This is a genomic window from Kamptonema sp. UHCC 0994 (assembly GCF_029167235.1).
GTDB lineage: Bacteria > Cyanobacteriota > Cyanobacteriia > Cyanobacteriales > Microcoleaceae > Kamptonema.
Genome location: NZ_JARFTR010000046.1, coordinates 43,964 through 61,458 on the forward strand (window position 1 = coordinate 43,964; position 17,495 = coordinate 61,458).

Genomic DNA, 17,495 nt, shown 5'->3' on the forward strand with positions numbered 1-17,495 from the left:
CGCAGAATTTATCAAATCTTCATTATTGTAACCAAATCAAGATTATGGCTGATCCAGTCGTAACACGGCCATGAACGCTTCTTGGGGTACATCTACTGTCCCTACAGACTTCATGCGCTTTTTACCTTTCGCCTGCTTCTGTAACAGTTTTTTCTTACGGGAAATGTCACCGCCGTAACATTTGGCGAGGACATCTTTACGCAAGGCGGGAATGTGTTCGCTGGCGATTACTTTACTGCCAATAGAAGCTTGAATGGGAACCTTAAACTGGTGACGGGGAATCAATTCTTTGAGTTTTTCCGTCATTCCTCGGCCTACATTGTAAGCTTTGTCCCGGTGGACGATCATTGCTAAGGCATCAACGGGCTCGGCGTTAATTAGAATGTCCAGTTTTACCAGAGGATTTTCGCGGTAGCCGATGATGTGATATTCCATGCTGGCATAGCCGCGCGATCGCGACTTCATCTGATCGAAAAAGTCTGTCACTACCTCCGCCAAAGGCAACTCGTAAGTTAAAGTTGTCCGCCCCTTAGCGAGATATTTCATGTCCTTAAACACGCCTCGGCGGTTCTGACTTAACTCCATCAGCGCCCCCACGTAACCCTCTGGCGCGATCATTTCTACCTGAACGTAAGGTTCCTCTATTTTCTGGCGTAACTGAGGGTCTGGCAAGTGGCTGGGGTTGTCAATCATTACGACTTCCCCTTTAATCGTCGTCACTTGATAGACCACAGAAGGAGCTGTAACGATCAAATTCAGATTATATTCCCGCTCTAACCGTTCCTGCACGATTTCCATGTGTAGCAAGCCCAAAAAGCCGCAGCGGAAGCCAAAACCCATCGCGCTTGATGTTTCCGGTTCGTAAGCCAAGGCTGCATCGTTCAGCTTCAGCTTTTCCAAAGCTTCCCGCAAGTCGGGAAATTGATCTGCGTCGATGGGAAATAAGCCGCAAAATACCATCGGCTTTGCCTCAGTGTAACCAGGCCAAGGTTCCGAGGCCTTATTTTTTGCCAGAGTAATTGTATCGCCTACACGGGCATCGGCCACAGCTTTAATGGCAGCGGCGATGTAACCCACTTCACCAGCGTGGAGCTCGTCTACCTGCACTTGGGTGGGGGAAAGGATGCCTAACTCGTCGATTTCGTATTCCTTCTCAGAGGCCATCAAGTGAATGCGATCGCCCTTTTTCACCGTCCCATCCATCACCCGAAAATATACAATTACCCCGCGATAGATGTCGTAATAACTGTCAAAAATCAGCGCCCGTAAAGGTTTCGATACAGTATCCTGGGGCGGCGGTACTAGGCGGACAATTGACTCCAAAATCTCGTCAATCCCAATCCCCTCTTTTGCCGAAGCTGGAATTGCCCCAGAACAGTCTAAGCCAATAATTTCTTCAATTTCGCTTTTTACCCGATCTGGTTCCGCCCCCGGCAGGTCAATTTTATTCAAAACCGGAATAATTTCTAAATTATTTTCCAGGGCGAGGTAGACATTTGCCAGAGTTTGTGCTTCCACACCTTGAGAAGCATCTACCACCAACAGCGCACCTTCGCAGGCAGCCAGCGATCGCGATACCTCGTAGGAAAAATCTACGTGCCCGGGAGTATCAATTAAATTCAGCACGTACTGCTGACCATCCTTAGCAGTGTAATTCATCCGAGCCGCTTGCAGCTTAATCGTAATGCCGCGCTCCCGTTCGAGATCCATCGAGTCTAAAAATTGCTCTTTCATCTCGCGATCGCCCACCGTCCCAGTCGCCTGCAACAGGCGATCGGCCAAAGTAGACTTCCCGTGGTCAATGTGAGCGATGATCGAAAAGTTACGAATGCGAGAAACAGGAACGCTAGTCATAAGAGCCGGCAATGGATGCTTTTTGTTGTATCATTACACACGCTGAGGCGAAACACTTGTAATCCTTCCCTCCCTTCATAATTGTACAGGAGGGATTGGGGATGTTGGCAAAGCCCCTGCCTCGGAACATTCCTCTCTGAGCCAAGGCGATCGCGATTCAGTAGATGCCAAGAGTTACCACTCCTTGACAAAAGGCGCATAATTTCATGGTACTATTAGAATTGGGGACGGAAATATGGTACAAAAAATATCTGTTTTTAATAGCCATAAATCCCTATTTAGCGGCAAGTTATACATTCCTTAAAAAGAAAAATCCATAAGTTTCTATTAGGAACTTCAACAAAACTACTTCTTCCTGGTTAAGGATTTCGTGATTCTGACACTCCCACCCTTAAAGGCGATGGGTTTCCATTTTGGAGCATTTATATGAACGAGCAAACCATCCCCCCCCACAGTTCAGCCGACAAGGTGGAAGTGTCTGTCCACTTAGATTCTGAACTATTAGATCAAATTAAGCACCTGACAAATGACCCTAGCAAGGTGATAGAAACTGCGATTCGCCAGTGGCTTAGAGGCGAACGTCGCGAAGATGAGCTAGCCTTGAGTCTCCGCCGCAACCCCCCTGTCCCCCCACGTGGCGAGTGGAACGATTGATACAAGAGAGCAGATCGGAAGACGAGAAAGATGGGGAGCGGGAAACTGGGAAACTGGGTTCGATTTAACTTCCTCATCTCCCCCGCTCCTCCGCTCCTCCGCTCCCCCGCTCCCCCTCTCCCCCTCCCCTTGCAGTTTCCAGTGGTAATCGATGAACTCTGATGCTGATTTCCAGCTTTCGAGCCTAGCCTCTAACGACTTTTTGCAAGAGTTAGGGGCAGAGTTAGTATTTACCCAGGATGCTTCTGGCAAATATCTATCTTTTTACTGGCAACAAGCCGATCGCTACAAACTGAGCCCAGAAAAAATCGTAGGTTGTCAGATGAGCGAAACTTTTGGGCCAGTGGCGATCGCACCCTATCTCGATCGAGTGCGCCGCGCGATTAATGGTCAAATGCCAGAACGATTCAGCTATCCATTTTCCTACGAAGACCAGTATTTTCCCTTCGACCTAGTAATTAGTCCGGTTCTAACAGCCAATGGCAAAGCAACCAAAGTTCTAGTTATGGGACGAATGTTACCTCATAAACTGAACGCTCAAGCCATTAATTCCCAAGAATTAATCGCCTATCCAGCTTTAGCCTCTAATTTGGATTTGCACCAAAAAATGTTAATTCAAATTGCTGGGAGTATCCGCCGCACGCTCCCTCCCAGTTCTGAGTTGTATCATAAAATCCTGTCGCAAATTGCTCAGAATATTCGCCGTACTCTCGATTTAAAGACAATTTGGCAGCAAACTGTTGACAGTTTAGGACAAGTTTTAGGAGTAACGCGCTGCATTATTTGTGCTTATAAAGAAGAGGACGAAAATTACGAACCCTCAGAATCTAATCCTATATTTAAGGTAGTAGCTGAATATCACCAAGAAGCTTACCCTTCGATGCTGGGTTTAGAGCTGTCAGAAGCGAATCAGCCTGGTTGGAGTCAGGCTTTAGCTAGCCTGGAACCCTTAGCAGTAGAGCGTATCCCTGTTACTAACGACTCATTTGAGCCGTATTCAGTGCTGGTAGCAGCTACCTCCTATCAAGACCAACCCAATGCTTTGATTTGCTTGCACCAGTGTAATAGTGTCCGCCAATGGAGCCCAGTTGAAGTAGAATTTGTGCGGGAGTTAGCTGTACAAGTTGGGACTGCGATCGCCCACGCTACACTCTATCAAGAATTAGAACAAGCTCGTGCCGAAGCTGTAGCTTTATCCCAACTCAAAAGCCAGTTTCTAGCCAATACCTCCCACGAACTTCGCACTCCTCTTAACGGAATGCTTGGCTTTCTCAAGTTAGTGATGGATGGTATGGCAGACGATCCAGAGGAAGAACATCAATTTATTCAAGAAGCTTATCGATCGGCGCTGCACTTGCTAAATCTCATCAATGACGTTTTGGATATTGCCAAAATTGAAGCAGGGAAAATGCAGTTAGAACTCGCCCCTATTAAACTAAATGAACTGTTGCAGGAAGTAGAAAACTTTACGCAGGCTCAGTTGCAGCAAAAGCAGTTAAATTTTAAAATTCAAAAGCCTGCAACTGAAGATGAAATTATTGTCTATGGCAACTATCAACGCCTGCTACAAGTGCTGTTAAACTTGGTAGGAAATGCGATTAAATTTACCCATGAAGGGGGAATTAGCATCAGCATGGAAACGATCAAGAAAAAGATAGTTATTCAGAACCGCGAACTACCAGGTATGGTAAAAATTAGAGTTGCGGATACGGGGATTGGGGTTTCTTTGGATAAACAAGAGAAACTATTTCAGTCTTTCTTCCAAGTAGATGGCGATCGCACTAGGCAATATGGCGGAACTGGTTTGGGTTTAGCAATTTCCCAAAAATTGGTAGAAGCAATGAGGGGAACGGTCAATTTTTATAGTATGGGAGAAGGATTGGGATCGACTGTGACATTTACAGTGCCACTATATCAAGAACCGGTGATGATTTCTACACAATCCGCTGAATCCCTTGATTTTTTTACTCTTGATTGAAACTTATAGCTAGGGGCTAGGGACTAGGGGCTAGGGGCTAGGGAAGAGGGGAAGAGAGTCAATGATTTGGGTGATCAGCGAATGTCTAACTGCCGAGAAGGTTGCTATAACTTAAATTGATGGCGAAGCTTTCTGACGGTGAAAATCTAGGGGCTCAACTATAAATTTTCGCCTGAATGCTTCGCCCAGGCTACATACTTTCTCTGACTGCTTGAAGTTGTTCCGTTGAAATTTCCTGAGTTTCGCCAGCAAAATCATTATCTGGTGTCAAAAATAGCATACAGTGACATTCCTTACGTTCGCGCATGGGAATACAAGGGCAATTCCAGTATGCGGCTTTTACTTCTGCTTCTTTATCTTCGTAGTGGCGGCAGGGACATAAGGGAGCACCCAGTTCGTCTTTGTGCTTGGCGAGTCCTTCAATCACTACAGCGGTGACAGAAGGTTCAACACAGAAGTAAGTGCCGGTGCGCTTAGCATAGGTTTCGGAGAAATTCTTCATCGCCTCCAGAGTTTTTGGGCTGGAGAGTTTTGTGTTTTCTGTTGTTTGCATAGTTTAGATGTTATGACGAATTTACACTCCCCGGTCTAAAGATACGGGGATTCTTAACAACAACCTTATGTTAACTTTATCACGCCTGTTGAATATAATGCCGCAATTTAAGTAGCTAGGTTATTTGCTATGGTTGGGAGCACCAAGTGAGGGAAACTCTTGAGTAAAAAAGCCTAGATCAAGCACCGGGCAATAGTTGCCACTACTGACTCGGCTAACTCTTTGAGGGCATAACCCCCTTCTAAACCAAACAAAATGCGGCGGGTAATCTGAAGGCAGTAGTCAGTAAAAACCCCATAATCGGCAGGCAAGAGCGTAATGCTTGCTAAGGGATCGGCGGCATTGCCATCGTAACCAGCGCTGACAATCAACAAATCTGGCTTAAATTTGGATAAAAATGGCATAACTTGAGATTCAAAGGCGCTGCGGTATTCGGTGATGCCACTACCGGGATACAGGGGAAGGTTGAGTACATTGTCGTAGATCCCGCGTTCGTCTGCATAGCCAGTTCCCGGATAGCAGGGAGATTGGTGTAGGGAACAGAAAGCGATTTGGCGGTTATTTTCAACTAGGGATTGGGTGCCGTTGCCATGATGTACGTCCCAATCGAGGATAGCTACTCGGCTAATTCCTGGCTGTTCGAGAGCGTAGTGAGCGGCGATCGCAGCGTTAGAAAATAAGCAGAAACCCATGCCACGATCTCTCTCAGCATGGTGTCCAGGGGGTCTTGCTAGTACGAAAGCTGGTTCATCATTCGCTAAGGCGCGATCGACACCATCGAGCCAAGCGCTGATTGCTAATAATGCCACATCGTAACTATCGGCGGAAACGGGCGTGTCGCCATCTAAGTAGCCGCCGCCTCGTTTTGCCAAGTATTCGACTTCCTGAATGTATTTCTGCGAGTGAACCTTTTTTAGAACCGCAGTTAATAACGCGCTGCGCTTGTCAACAGGTGTGGGCAACTGCCAATCAAGCTCAGGGGCACAAGGAGCAACTTTGAGAGCTTCCACGATCGCACTTAAACGCTCTGGCCGCTCTGGATGAAGCATACCAGTCTTGTGCAGTAAAAAATCCTCAGAGTAGATGACAGGTAGCATAGACAGTTTGGAGTTTTGTACCAGATGGAAGCGATCGCCAGAAGGAGTTATTTTTCAGATTTAGCTCAATCCGTATGATAACCCGCCTTGATGCTCAAGTAACGATCTCTTTAGCTAGGCAGTCTGAGCTTGGGCGATCGCCTATTGGCTGAATCTGAGTTCGGTTAGCTATTAAGCCTCATAGCGCGATCGCCTTAAGATCCAAAGTTATCAGTTGAATTCTTTCTGATCAAGAGCATACCTCACAGCCTCTTTATTGCTACCTGGAAACTTCATCTCAATAAAGTTTTTTTCAAATTTCAAGCCTGCTTTTTCCATGACGCGAATCGAGCCAGAGTTAACCGCTAAAGCCTTAGCAAAAACGCGCTCCGTACCCAATTCAGTAAATCCTTTATGAATCAGTGCGATCGCACCTTCCGTTGCATAGCCTTTACCCCATAATGCTCTTTTTAAGCGATAGCCAAGCTCTATATCTTCGCCACCATCTAAAGGCGGGCGAAAATGAAACCAACCGATAAATTTACCGCTCAATTTTTCCTCTACTGCCCAATATCCATAGCCTTGATAATCATCATAATATTTGAGAAATCCTGGCAGAATTAGAGAGCGAATCTGTTCGCGATCGCTAGACTGTCCCCCATTAATATACCGCATTACTTCAGCGTCGCTATCCAACTCATATAAGTTATCAACATCCGCCTCAGTAAAGTAACGGAGAATCAAACGTTCTGTGTCCAGAAAAACCTTCACGGTGGCTCCCAATTAAATGTTTGATTTATGGCTGCACGTAGCGGCTAAAAATGGTCATATTGTGCTATAATTTTAGGCGTAACTCGCAATATTTGGCAACTCAACCGAAGATAAACCGATTTTAACGCATCTTCCTGGTTTCTAGCTGCCAAATTCAGAATTTTATGGAGTATTTCATCGTATGAGCACCTCTGAGTCGCGGATTATCCCGACGGATCTGCGGAATGAGATGTCCCGGTCTTACCTAGAATACGCCATGAGCGTAATTGTAGGCCGGGCTCTACCAGATGCCAGAGACGGTCTTAAGCCTGTTCACCGCCGCATTCTCTATGCTATGAACGAGCTAGGCTTGACTCCCGATCGACCTTTCCGCAAATGCGCCCGCGTTGTGGGGGAGGTGCTGGGGAAATATCACCCGCACGGGGATACGGCGGTGTACGACGCTTTAGTGCGGATGGCTCAGGATTTCTCGATGCGCCAACCCCTGATCGACGGGCACGGTAATTTTGGTTCTGTTGACAACGATCCGCCGGCGGCGATGCGTTACACGGAGTGCCGGCTAACACCGCTGACTAGCGACGCGATGCTGCGCGATATCGACTCGGAAACCGTCGATTTTGGCGATAATTTCGATGGTTCGCAGCAGGAACCGCTGGTTTTACCATCACGCATCCCCCAAATTTTAGTCAATGGTTCTTCGGGGATCGCTGTGGGAATGGCGACGAACATTCCGCCGCACAATGTGGGAGAAGTAATTGAAGGTTTAATGGCATTAATTGCCAATCCAGAAATTACTGATATTGAATTAATGCAGTACATTCCCGGCCCCGATTTTCCAACGGGGGCGCAGATTTTAGGGAAAGCCAGCATCCGGGAAGCTTACACTACTGGTAGGGGTTCGATTACAATGCGCGGCGTAGCTGCGATCGAAACTATTGAACATCCAGGTAGACCAGACAAAGAAGCAATTATTATCACAGCATTGCCTTACCAAACTAATAAGGCGGCGCTGATTGAAAAGATTGCAGAAATGGTGAATGAAAAGCGTCTGGAGGGAATTTCTGATATTAGAGATGAGAGCGATCGCGATGGTATGCGCGTCGTGATCGAGCTCAAACGAGATGCTTATCCCCGCGTTGTTCTCAACAATCTTTACAAACAAACTCCCCTACAAGCTAACTTCGGGGCAAATATGCTCGCGCTAGTAAATGGGGAACCTCAATTACTTTCGCTTAAGCAGTTTCTCAGCGTCTTCTTAGATTTTCGCATTGAGACAATTACGCGGCGGACTCAATACGAACTGCGAAAAGCAGAAGAACGCGATCATTTACTCCAAGGTTTATTAATTGCCTTGGACAATTTGGATGCTATTATTCACCTAATTCGTAGTGCTGCTGATACGGCAACAGCGAAACAGGAATTAATAGATACTTACGGTTTGTCAGAGGTACAGTCAGATGCAATTTTGCAAATGCAACTCCGACGTTTAACTGCCTTGGAAGCGCAGAAAATTACTCAAGAACACGAAGAGTTACTGGAGAAAATTACCGACTTACTAGATATTTTGGCAAAGCGGGAGCGCATTCTTGAAATCATCCAAACAGAAGTCGCCGAAATCAAACTCAAGTTTGCCTCACCGCGCCGAACTGTTATTGAGCACGCTGAAGGGGAAATCGACGAAACCGATTTAATTGCCAACGAACAAGCCATCATTTTACTGACAGAACAAGGCTACATTAAACGAATGCCCGTCAGCACTTTTGAGGCTCAAAATCGCGCTACTCGGGGCAAAGCTGGCACGAAAATGAAAGAGGACGACGGCGTTGAACATTTCCTCTCCTGCTGCGACCACGACAGCGTTTTATTCTTTAGCGACAGAGGCGTTGTTTACTGTCTCAGAAGTTATCAAATACCAGTCAGTTCTCGCACTGCGCGAGGGACTCCGATTGTACAATTGCTACCTATTCCGATTGAAGAAAAAATCACTTCTCTCGTATCAGTGACAGAATTTAGCAATGAAGAATACTTAGTAATGCTGACTCGCAGCGGCTTTATTAAGAAGACTGTATTGTCTGCTTTTAGTAACATCCGCGCTAACGGTTTAATCGCTATCTCTCTCGAAGAAGGCGACCAATTGCGGTGGGTGCGGCTAGCAAGAGTTGACGACAGTATTATCATCGGTTCGCGTCAAGGAATGACAATTCATTTCCGAACTAATCACGAACAATTGCGCCCAGTTGGTCGAGCAACGCGGGGGGTAAAGTCCATGAAATTGCGAGCAGGCGATGAGCTGATTGGCATGGATATTTTGCCTAGTTCAATTGTTGCTAGTATTGCCGAGTTGGAAACTGAAGACCCGGAATTGGAAGCCGAGGAAACTGAATTGGAAGCCGAGGAAATTGAAGTGCAAGCCGAGGAAATTGAAGTGCAAGTCGAGGAAATTGAAGGCGGTGATGCTGAAGAAATCCCCACTGCTAGCAGTCAAGGCCCTTGGGCGCTGGTAATTACTACAAATGGTTACGGCAAGCGCGTTCCTGTTACTCAATTCCGGTTGCAAAGACGTGCTGGCAAGGGTTTAACGGCTACAAAATTTAAGTCGAAAAAGGCTAAAGATTCTGTGGCTGCGTTGCGAATTGTCAATGAAAATGACGAGTTGATGATCGTTACTAGCAGAGGTATTATTATCCGTCAGACTATCAATGCAATTTCTACACAATCCCGGAATGCAACGGGTGTGCGAGTGCAGCGTTTGGATGAGGATGATTCAATTGTGGCTGTAGCTTTGGTACCGCTATCTGGTGAAGAATCAGAGTCAGAGGAGGCTGTAGATTTGGTGTCAATATCTGCTGAAGAATCAGAGTCAGAGGAGACTATAGATTTGGTGTCGATATCTGCTGAAGAATCAAAATCAGAGTTGGCGGAGATGGAGTAATTTCTTCAGTTTATCAGGGTGGGCATTGCCACCCTGTAACGCCGCCCTCTGGGCGGTTTTTCACCGCCCAGAGGGCGGCGTTACAAAGGTAATAGTATTAAATTTTAGATGTGGATACTAAAGAATCTAAAAAGTCATAATCTACAGCTTGATACCAGTAAAAAATTCCGCTTAGCAATTGTATTTATCAGTGGTATTTTAATGGCTTTAGCAACTGCACCTGTAAGTGCTTGGCCTTTATCCTGGGTAGCATTAGCACCTTTGTGGGTGATGGTTGCTAGTTATGAAAAGCCAACAGTAAAAGGAAAAAAACAAAGTTTTTTCGTTCTTCCCTCTTCCTTCTTCCTTCTTCCTTCCCTGTGGGGAATTGGCTATCATGGGTTAGCTTTATCTTGGATAATGGGGATTCACCCCATGACTTGGTTGGGAGTTCCTTGGTGGCCAAGTTTAGCGATCGCACTTTTTTGTTGGGCATTTATCACCTTCTGGGGAGCCGCATTAGTAGCTGTCTGGGCGTGGCTATTTATAATTATTGACTCTATTCCTTTACCAGAAAAAGATAGAGGTAGAGCATCTAAAGTTTCTAGCTTAATTCGCGTCTTAATTGGTACTGCTGTGTGGTGTATTTTAGAATATATTTGGAGTTCAGGTTCGCTGTGGTGGACCTCTCTATCTTATACTCAAAGTCCGCACAATTTAGCAATTTTACACCTCGGCCAACTTTCGGGGCCTAGTGGTGTAACAGCAGCTATTGTAGCAGTTAATGGCTTAATTGCTGAAGCTTGGATTGAAGGAAGAAGGAAGAAGGAAGAAGGAAGGAGGGTTGATTTTATTCCTTATCTTTTACCTGCGACATTCTGCCTAATTGTGCATCTTATCGGTTTTAGTTTATATAGCTTGCCTTTGAATGAAGAGGCAAGATCCCAGTTAAAAATAGGAATTATTCAGGGAAATGTACCCAACGAAATTAAATTTAACTCTGAAGGTTGGCGTAGAGCTATGGAAGGCTACACTACAGGATATCAAAACTTAGCTAACCAAGGTGTAGATGCTGTATTAATCCCAGAGACAGCTTTGCCGTTTGTTTGGACAAATCCTAATCAACGTTCTTACCTTTCTTTATTTCAAGCTATTCTCGCTCAAAAAGTTGTTGCTTGGGTAGGGGGATTTGGACAACAGGAAGATAGCATTACAAATAGCTTGTTTACTATCAACGGTAAGGGTGAAATTCTCAGCCGCTATGATAAAACTAAGCTAGTACCATTGGGAGAATATATTCCCTTTGAACAATTTATTGGCGGTATTATTAATCGGCTTTCTCCTTTAGATTCCCATCTGGTAGCTGGTAAATCTAAGCAATTATTTGATACACCTTTTGGTAGAGCGATTGTCGGTATTTGCTATGACTCAGCTTTTACTGAACATTTCCGCCTTCAGGCGGCGATGGGGGGTGAATTTATCCTGACTGCTTCTAATGATGCTCATTATAATTCATCTATGATGGCTCAACATCATGCTCAAGATTTGATGAGAGGAATTGAAACTGATAGGTGGGTGGTAAGAGCAACTAATACGGGTTATTCTGCTTTTGTTAATCCTCGTGGCGAGACGTTGTGGATATCTGGTGTTAACACTTATGAAGTCCAGGCTGGTAATATTTATCGGCGTAAAACTCAGACTTTGTATGTGCGATGGGGGGATTGGTTAACACCTTTATTGTTAGTATTGGGTGCGAGTAGCAGGTACGTAGTTGCGCTTCAGCGCTCTTAATTCAGCTCAAAAGAGAGCTGATTGCTATTATTTCCCTACAATGTCAGCGTTTACGCTGGGAGACAAAGAAACTAAATCATCAATATTGCGCTGCATCGTTGCACAAATAGTATCTAAAGGCAAATCATTAGGATCGTGACCAAAGGGATTTTCGATTTCAATTCCAATTTCTTCAATCCCAAATAAAGTAAAACTAACTAAAGCCGCTACCAAACCAGTTCCCCAACCCAACTCCTCCACCAGTTGAAAAGGAAGTGATAAGCAATAAAGCAATAATAGCTGTTTAAGGTGAATTGCATAAGCTAAAGGTATGGGGGTCTTCAAAATCCGCTCGCAGCCCCCTAACGCATCTACCATATTGTTAATTAACTCCTGCATGGCAGTTAGCCGATAGACATCGAGACACTTTCGGTTATACTGCTTATTCAAATAGTCTCCAATCCAAAAGGCAATTTCTAACGGTGGATTGTTCATTGACTTAAGTTTTTGATACTGTAATGGAGACAAAAATCGCTCCAATTCGGCACTCACAGGCTCCTGACGTAGGTGCAACTTCATCGCCACCGCAAAAGCCGGTAATAGACGCAGTGCTAACTTTTTTTCGATAAAATCCTGTGGTTCCTTTTCGTCAACTGCTACCCAGATTTGACGTGCTAAATTCCGAACAGTATTAACTAAATTACCCCAAAATTTTCGACCTTCCCAAAATCTATCGTAGGCTGTGTTTGTCCTGAAAACTAATAATAAACCGAGGACGATACTAGGTACAATACTAGACAAAATTGGCAAAGATACGGGCAAGTTGAGAAAGTCCAGCAGCGAAATAAAAAACCCAAATCCACCGCACAGGAAAACGCGGGGTAAAATCGTAGGAATGACAGATCCCCGTAACTTCAATGCGGTTCTAAACCAGGGTCTTTTTTCAAGCTTCATAACATCTCCTCTGTTACCTACTATCAAGCGATACAGGCTACCGCCCGATCGCATAATATTTTACTGTTTTTTTAACTCTCCTCAGAGTATTAGCATCCAGTATTTATCCAAATAAATTTGGATTTTACCTAAAAATGTCTCCTCTTGTTTATTTTGATTTAGGCACTTAATTAGGTAATATAGTCTGAGTATCTTTAAACAAAAACTTCCGTGCAACAGCACTCAACTCCTCAGTCTCCGCGCGATCGCACTTTGCCTAATCAGCGGTGGCAAATCTACCCATCGCAGGCACAACAAGCCGAAAATTTGGCCCAAGAAATTGGCTTGTCACCGTTGCTAGCACAGGTACTCATTAATCGGGGGATTGAATCTGCACAAGGGGTGCAAGCATTCTTAGAACCCGAATTGGAAGTTTTGCCACCGCCAATGCAGGATTTTCCCGACTTAGCGATGAGTGTGGAGTTATTGCATGAAGCAATATCTCAGGGTCAAAAAATTGCTATTTGCGGTGACTATGATGCTGATGGCATGACGAGTACGGCACTTTTGTTGCGAAGTCTCAAAACTTTGGGTGCGAAGGTTGATTATGCTATTCCTAGTCGAATGCGCGAAGGCTATGGAATTAATGAGCGGATTGTTGAGGAATTTAAGAGCGAAGGTGTTAGCCTAATTCTAACTGTCGATAATGGTATTGCTGCCTATCAACCGATTGCGAGAGCGCGAGAATTGGGTTTAAATGTAATTATTACCGATCACCACGATATCCCGCCGCAACTGCCGCCAGCAAATGCTATTCTTAATCCGAAATTAATTTCCGAATCTTCGCCTTATCGTGGCGTGGCGGGAGTTGGTGTTGCTTATATTTTAGCTATTTCCCTAGCGCAACGGATGGATAAAATGCAGGGTTTAGTAAATCCGATGTTGGAGCTTTTTACCTTGGGAACAATTGCTGATTTAGCTCCTTTAATTGGTGTTAATCGGCGTTGGGTTAAGCGAGGTTTGCGGTTGTTGCCGCACTCGCAATTAGCAGGAGTTCAGGCGTTGATTGAGGTGTCGGGACTGGCATCTGGAAATAAGGCAAATAACCAAAATCTCTCTGCTGAAGACTCAAAACCGCAAAGCGTTGCGAGTAAAACAAAGCAATCTAAAAATTCTCTTAAGCCGGAGGATATTGGCTTTCGCCTTGGCCCTCGGATTAATGCTATCGGTCGCATTTCTGACCCGCAAATTGTGATTGAATTATTAACAACTGACGATCTAGAATTGGCTTTAGAAAGGGCGAAGCAGTGCGAGGAAATTAATCAGCGGAGACAGGAATTATGTCAAGAAATTGAGGCGGAAGCGATCGCCTATTGCGAAGAAAATCAGATAGATTTACAGCAAGAACGAGTTTTAGTTGTTGTGCAACCAGGATGGCATCACGGCGTAATTGGTATAGTTGCCTCGCGATTAGTGGAACGCTACGGTGTACCCGTATTTATTGGCACTTATGAGGATGAAGAAGAGGAAGACGAGGAAAGTTTAGCACCGAATAAGTTATCTATTAATGGGGAAGATTTAAGCGATCGAATAGATAATTTATCTATTAAATCTGTTGCTAAAAAGATTCGGGGTTCGGCGCGAGGAATTCCTGAATTTCACGTATTTGAGGCTTTACAATTTTGCGATAGTTTGCTAGGAAAATATGGCGGACATAAAGCGGCTGGAGGTTTTTCTCTACCAGGGGCAAATCTAGAAGAATTTCGTACACAGTTAGGTATTTTTGCTCGTAAATCTCTAGAGTTACAACACCTCAAACCGCTAGTTTCTATTGATGCTCAAGCTAATTTTGCAGAAATTAATCTCGATCTTTACCGTCAAATTGATGCGCTTCAACCTTGCGGGATTGAAAATAAGGCTCCTGTATTTTGGACACCAAATGTGCGAATAATCGAACAAGCAACTGTTGGTAAAGAGAAAGCTCATATTAAAGTAACTTTCAGCCAAGATGTAAAGTCTATCCCAAATCTGAAGGCGATCGCATGGCGGTGGGGAGAATATTTTCCCCTCCCGCCGCGAGTGGATATTGCCTATCATTTGCGAGAAAATACATATAATGGCAATACCACAGTTGAGCTAGAGTTGGTGGGAGTGCGGCTACCTACAGATACCCCAAGTTTACCTCCATCGCCCCAGAAAAAAGCCCAAGATAAAGCCCAAGATAAAGCAGAGTTTTATTATGGCGATCGCGAATACACCTGTAGCCTATCCCAAGTTGAAAACGTCAAAGAATTAAGAATTAGGAATGCTCAAGGGCAAGTTTTAGCAGTTAAACAAGGCGAAAAAACAGGACTTCTGGGAAGAAGGCGAGAAGATGCGATCGCTGTTGATGTATCTCAACCCTTTTTCTACAATTTAATTAAGGCAGCTCTAAGTGCTTTAGAGTTTGCAAAAGAAAAAGTTAATTAAGAAGGAAGAAGGAAGAAGGAAGAAGGAAGAAGGAAGAAGGAAGAAGGAAGAAGGCAAAAAACTAACGCAGAAGGCAGGCAAAATGCTCCCCCGCTCCCTCGCTCCCTCGCTCCCCCGCTCCCCCGCTCCCCTTAAAGATCGCCGCCGCGAAATGCCAGTAAGACAATGACTAAAGGGCCAGAAAGCACGACTGCGGCGAGCGCAACTAGCTTAAAAATGCCTTCAAAGTTGATGCTGCTGAGATTGTTGACTAGATCGGTTAAAAAGTCCATTTTTCCTCTCGACTTTAGTTAATAACTTTCGATAGCTGAGTGTGTAAGAAAACACGCTTCTGATTTTACTTGGCGATCGCGCCTTTTTTTTAAGTAACTTTACAAAAATCAATAAAACGCAAAAAATACTCAAATTAAGGCTATATTTAGGGTGGGCATTGCCCACCTACGGATGTTGATCGGCAATTATAGACGATGGCTACTTGGCGTTGTGTAAAGAAGTGTGGTGCTTGTTGTTACCTTGACCCAACAGAGCGCCCAGATTTGGATGAGTATTTATCTCCAGAAGAATTGGAGCTATACCTAAGCCTAGTAGGAGAGGATGGATGGTGTATAAATTTTGACCGCGATACGCGGGAATGCGGCATTTATGCCGATCGCCCTCGCTTCTGTCGGGTACAACCTGACATTTTTCAAGATATGTACGGCGTTGAGGCTCAAGAGGTCAACGATTTTGCCATTGAGTGTTGCGTAGAGCACATTCAGGATATGTACGGCGATCGCTCTCTGGAAATGATCCGCTTCAACTCAGAAGTGGGTATTCTAGCTACTCCTGACATCTAGCCACAGAAATAGTTTTATTGCTGGGGGGTTGCAATTTATCTGCTATTCTGGAAAAATGAAAACAATCTGAAAATAAACAGCACTTAGCAAGATCGCCTGTGAAACTTTCTTCTTTCCCTCCCAGTTTGTCTGCTTCTCACTCAACTACACCCTCCGCTGTACTTCCACAAGTGAAAGAAGTAGAACAAGCATTCGATCCCGCTTTAGTTGAGTTCGCTACGACTGAGCAGCACCACCAGCAAAAGGAACAGAAATCAAAGGCATGGGGAGTTTTTGCCTCGACTTTCGTGACTATATTTTTAGCGGAAATCGGAGATAAAACCCAGCTAACAACTATGCTAATGGCTGCTCAATCTCACTCCCCTTGGATTGTGTTTGCGGGCGCTGGTTTTGCACTGGTGATCACCAGTTTGCTTGGTGTTTTACTGGGACAATGGCTAGGGACTCGGATCGATCCTAAAACCTTAGAAAAATCGGCGGGTGTGACTTTGCTGCTGATTTCTGTGATGCTTCTGTGGGAAGTGCTTCGCTAACTTTTTACTAATAATTAAGAATAAATTATACCATGAACTGGCAACTTTTAGGGTTAAGTTTTATTACAGTGTTTCTGTCAGAATTGGGAGATAAGAGTCAATTAGCTGCGATCGCCCTTGGTAGCAGTTCCAAATCTCCCCGCGCCGTCTTTTTCGGCACAGCTACGGCGCTGTTATTAGCTACCTTAATAGGGGTGGTAGTTGGGGGTGGGGCGGCAGAGGTATTACCTACTCGTTGGCTAAAAGCGATCGCTGCGATCGGATTTGCCATTATGGGTTTACGCCTGCTTTTACCTCGCCCAGATGTGGCTGAAGACTCAGAATAAAGGTACGTAGTTGCGCTTCAGCGCTCTTATTTCCTCAGACTCAGAATGAAGGTACGTAGTTGCGCTTCAGCGCTCTTATTTCCTCTTTAAGAGCGCTGAAGCGCAACTACGTACCTAAATGCAGTAGTTATTTAATTTTCGTTCCTTAATTTAGGCAATTATCAAGTATTATCAATTTAAGCATGATGCCGATAGCACCAGCCGAGTAGCATAGCACCAACGGCGAGCTTAACTGCTTCCAACCCGAAATAACTTTGGTGTAGCAGATTCATTTCCGAAGGAACCTCTACAACAGGTTCAAACAAATTGAGATGGGCTCCTAAAGCAGTCATCTGAGGAGTCAAAGCGTAAGTATCGAGCAATGCGATCGCCAGAAGAACAAAAGATAATAAAATTGCAGTGCGACTCCCTTTACCGAAGTCAGTTGGCGAATTGCTCAAAACCATAATACCCGTCAACCCCAAAGCTGCACAGAGCAACTCAACGCGGTTAAATGCCGAAAACATGACATTCCCTGCTGTCGCAAACCCAGAAGAATTCATCATGCCAGAAACAAACAGACTCGGCATAATTACCAAATCCAAAATTAAGCTGCCGCTGAGCCAAAAAGCTAATGTAAAAATAACAATTGTTTGCCAGCGCGGTTTACTTAATTCAACTCTTGAATAAATAGCTGTCATCGCAGTGAGCCTCCAAGCCTCTTTTTCCACCTTATAGCTTAACTAAAATCTTTCTTAGAAAACATGAAGTATTTTTACAATAAGTGCTAAGTTTTGTGCATAGCAATCCCAGAATTATTTTGATAGGACTTACGAAAAATCACAGTAACGC

15 protein-coding genes are annotated in these 17,495 nt (G+C 44.7%); 8 read left to right on the forward strand and 7 right to left on the reverse strand.

Annotated features, from left to right (window positions below; genetic code table 11):
- Window positions 1–42: 42 nt before the first annotated feature.
- Window positions 43–1,854 carry a translation elongation factor 4 gene (lepA, locus tag PY364_RS04435; RefSeq protein ID WP_275520946.1) on the reverse strand — a complete coding sequence of 604 codons (1,812 nt, stop codon included), beginning with the start codon at window positions 1,852–1,854 and terminating at the stop codon, window positions 43–45.
- A gap of 426 nt (window positions 1,855–2,280) precedes the next feature.
- Here lepA and PY364_RS04440 point away from each other — a divergent pair, with 426 nt between their 5' ends.
- Together PY364_RS04440 and PY364_RS04445 are read left to right on the forward strand one after the other, a co-directional pair.
- On the forward strand, window positions 2,281–2,508 hold the full coding sequence (locus PY364_RS04440) for a type II toxin-antitoxin system CcdA family antitoxin (RefSeq protein ID WP_275520947.1): 228 nt from the start codon (window positions 2,281–2,283) through the stop codon (window positions 2,506–2,508).
- Window positions 2,509–2,659: 151 nt separating this feature from the next.
- Complete coding sequence (locus PY364_RS04445; RefSeq protein ID WP_275520948.1) at window positions 2,660–4,486, forward strand: ATP-binding protein; 1,827 nt, start codon at window positions 2,660–2,662, stop codon at window positions 4,484–4,486.
- Between the two features lie 190 nt (window positions 4,487–4,676).
- On the opposite strand, the gene PY364_RS04450 is transcribed toward PY364_RS04445, so the two are convergent.
- From PY364_RS04450 to PY364_RS04460, 3 genes are all read right to left on the reverse strand, one after another.
- Window positions 4,677–5,039 (reverse strand): ferredoxin thioredoxin reductase catalytic beta subunit, encoded by a 363-nt coding sequence (locus PY364_RS04450; RefSeq protein WP_275520949.1) that lies wholly within the window; start codon window positions 5,037–5,039, stop codon window positions 4,677–4,679.
- Between the two features lie 173 nt (window positions 5,040–5,212).
- Window positions 5,213–6,136, reverse strand: coding sequence for a histone deacetylase (locus PY364_RS04455; RefSeq protein WP_275520950.1), 924 nt, complete (start codon window positions 6,134–6,136; stop codon window positions 5,213–5,215).
- Between the two features lie 210 nt (window positions 6,137–6,346).
- Window positions 6,347–6,886: a GNAT family N-acetyltransferase gene (locus PY364_RS04460; RefSeq protein ID WP_275520951.1), complete on the reverse strand. Its 540-nt coding sequence runs from the start codon at window positions 6,884–6,886 to the stop codon at window positions 6,347–6,349.
- Between the two features lie 181 nt (window positions 6,887–7,067).
- Between PY364_RS04460 and gyrA the strand changes: the two genes are divergently transcribed.
- Window positions 7,068–9,818 carry a DNA topoisomerase (ATP-hydrolyzing) subunit A gene (gene gyrA, locus PY364_RS04465; RefSeq protein WP_275520952.1) on the forward strand — a complete coding sequence of 917 codons (2,751 nt, stop codon included), beginning with the start codon at window positions 7,068–7,070 and terminating at the stop codon, window positions 9,816–9,818.
- A 108-nt stretch (window positions 9,819–9,926) separates the two neighbouring features.
- The gene (lnt, locus tag PY364_RS04470) at window positions 9,927–11,588 is read left to right on the forward strand and encodes an apolipoprotein N-acyltransferase (protein WP_275520953.1); all 1,662 of its coding nucleotides are present in this window, start codon (window positions 9,927–9,929) and stop codon (window positions 11,586–11,588) included.
- Between the two features lie 27 nt (window positions 11,589–11,615).
- Here lnt and PY364_RS04475 read toward each other — a convergent pair whose 3' ends face one another.
- Window positions 11,616–12,521, reverse strand: coding sequence for a bestrophin family ion channel (locus tag PY364_RS04475; protein WP_275520954.1), 906 nt, complete (start codon window positions 12,519–12,521; stop codon window positions 11,616–11,618).
- A gap of 210 nt (window positions 12,522–12,731) precedes the next feature.
- On the opposite strand from PY364_RS04475, the gene PY364_RS04480 reads away from it, so the two are divergent.
- On the forward strand, window positions 12,732–14,969 hold the full coding sequence (locus tag PY364_RS04480) for a DHH family phosphoesterase (protein ID WP_275520955.1): 2,238 nt from the start codon (window positions 12,732–12,734) through the stop codon (window positions 14,967–14,969).
- A 131-nt stretch (window positions 14,970–15,100) separates the two neighbouring features.
- Here PY364_RS04480 and PY364_RS04485 read toward each other — a convergent pair whose 3' ends face one another.
- Window positions 15,101–15,241 (reverse strand): photosystem II reaction center protein Ycf12, encoded by a 141-nt coding sequence (locus PY364_RS04485; RefSeq protein WP_019487022.1) that lies wholly within the window; start codon window positions 15,239–15,241, stop codon window positions 15,101–15,103.
- Between the two features lie 195 nt (window positions 15,242–15,436).
- On the opposite strand from PY364_RS04485, the gene PY364_RS04490 reads away from it, so the two are divergent.
- The 3 genes from PY364_RS04490 to PY364_RS04500 all read left to right on the forward strand — a co-directional run bounded on the left by PY364_RS04490 (window position 15,437) and on the right by PY364_RS04500 (window position 16,664).
- A complete protein-coding gene (locus tag PY364_RS04490; RefSeq protein ID WP_275520956.1) occupies window positions 15,437–15,805 on the forward strand; it encodes a YkgJ family cysteine cluster protein in 369 nt (122 codons plus the stop codon).
- A 98-nt stretch (window positions 15,806–15,903) separates the two neighbouring features.
- The gene (locus PY364_RS04495) at window positions 15,904–16,338 is read left to right on the forward strand and encodes a TMEM165/GDT1 family protein (protein ID WP_275520957.1); all 435 of its coding nucleotides are present in this window, start codon (window positions 15,904–15,906) and stop codon (window positions 16,336–16,338) included.
- 32 nt (window positions 16,339–16,370) lie between these two features.
- Window positions 16,371–16,664, forward strand: coding sequence for a TMEM165/GDT1 family protein (locus PY364_RS04500; RefSeq protein ID WP_275520958.1), 294 nt, complete (start codon window positions 16,371–16,373; stop codon window positions 16,662–16,664).
- 176 nt (window positions 16,665–16,840) lie between these two features.
- Here PY364_RS04500 and PY364_RS04505 read toward each other — a convergent pair whose 3' ends face one another.
- Window positions 16,841–17,344 carry a DUF4149 domain-containing protein gene (locus PY364_RS04505; RefSeq protein WP_275520959.1) on the reverse strand — a complete coding sequence of 168 codons (504 nt, stop codon included), beginning with the start codon at window positions 17,342–17,344 and terminating at the stop codon, window positions 16,841–16,843.
- Window positions 17,345–17,495: the final 151 nt, after the last annotated feature.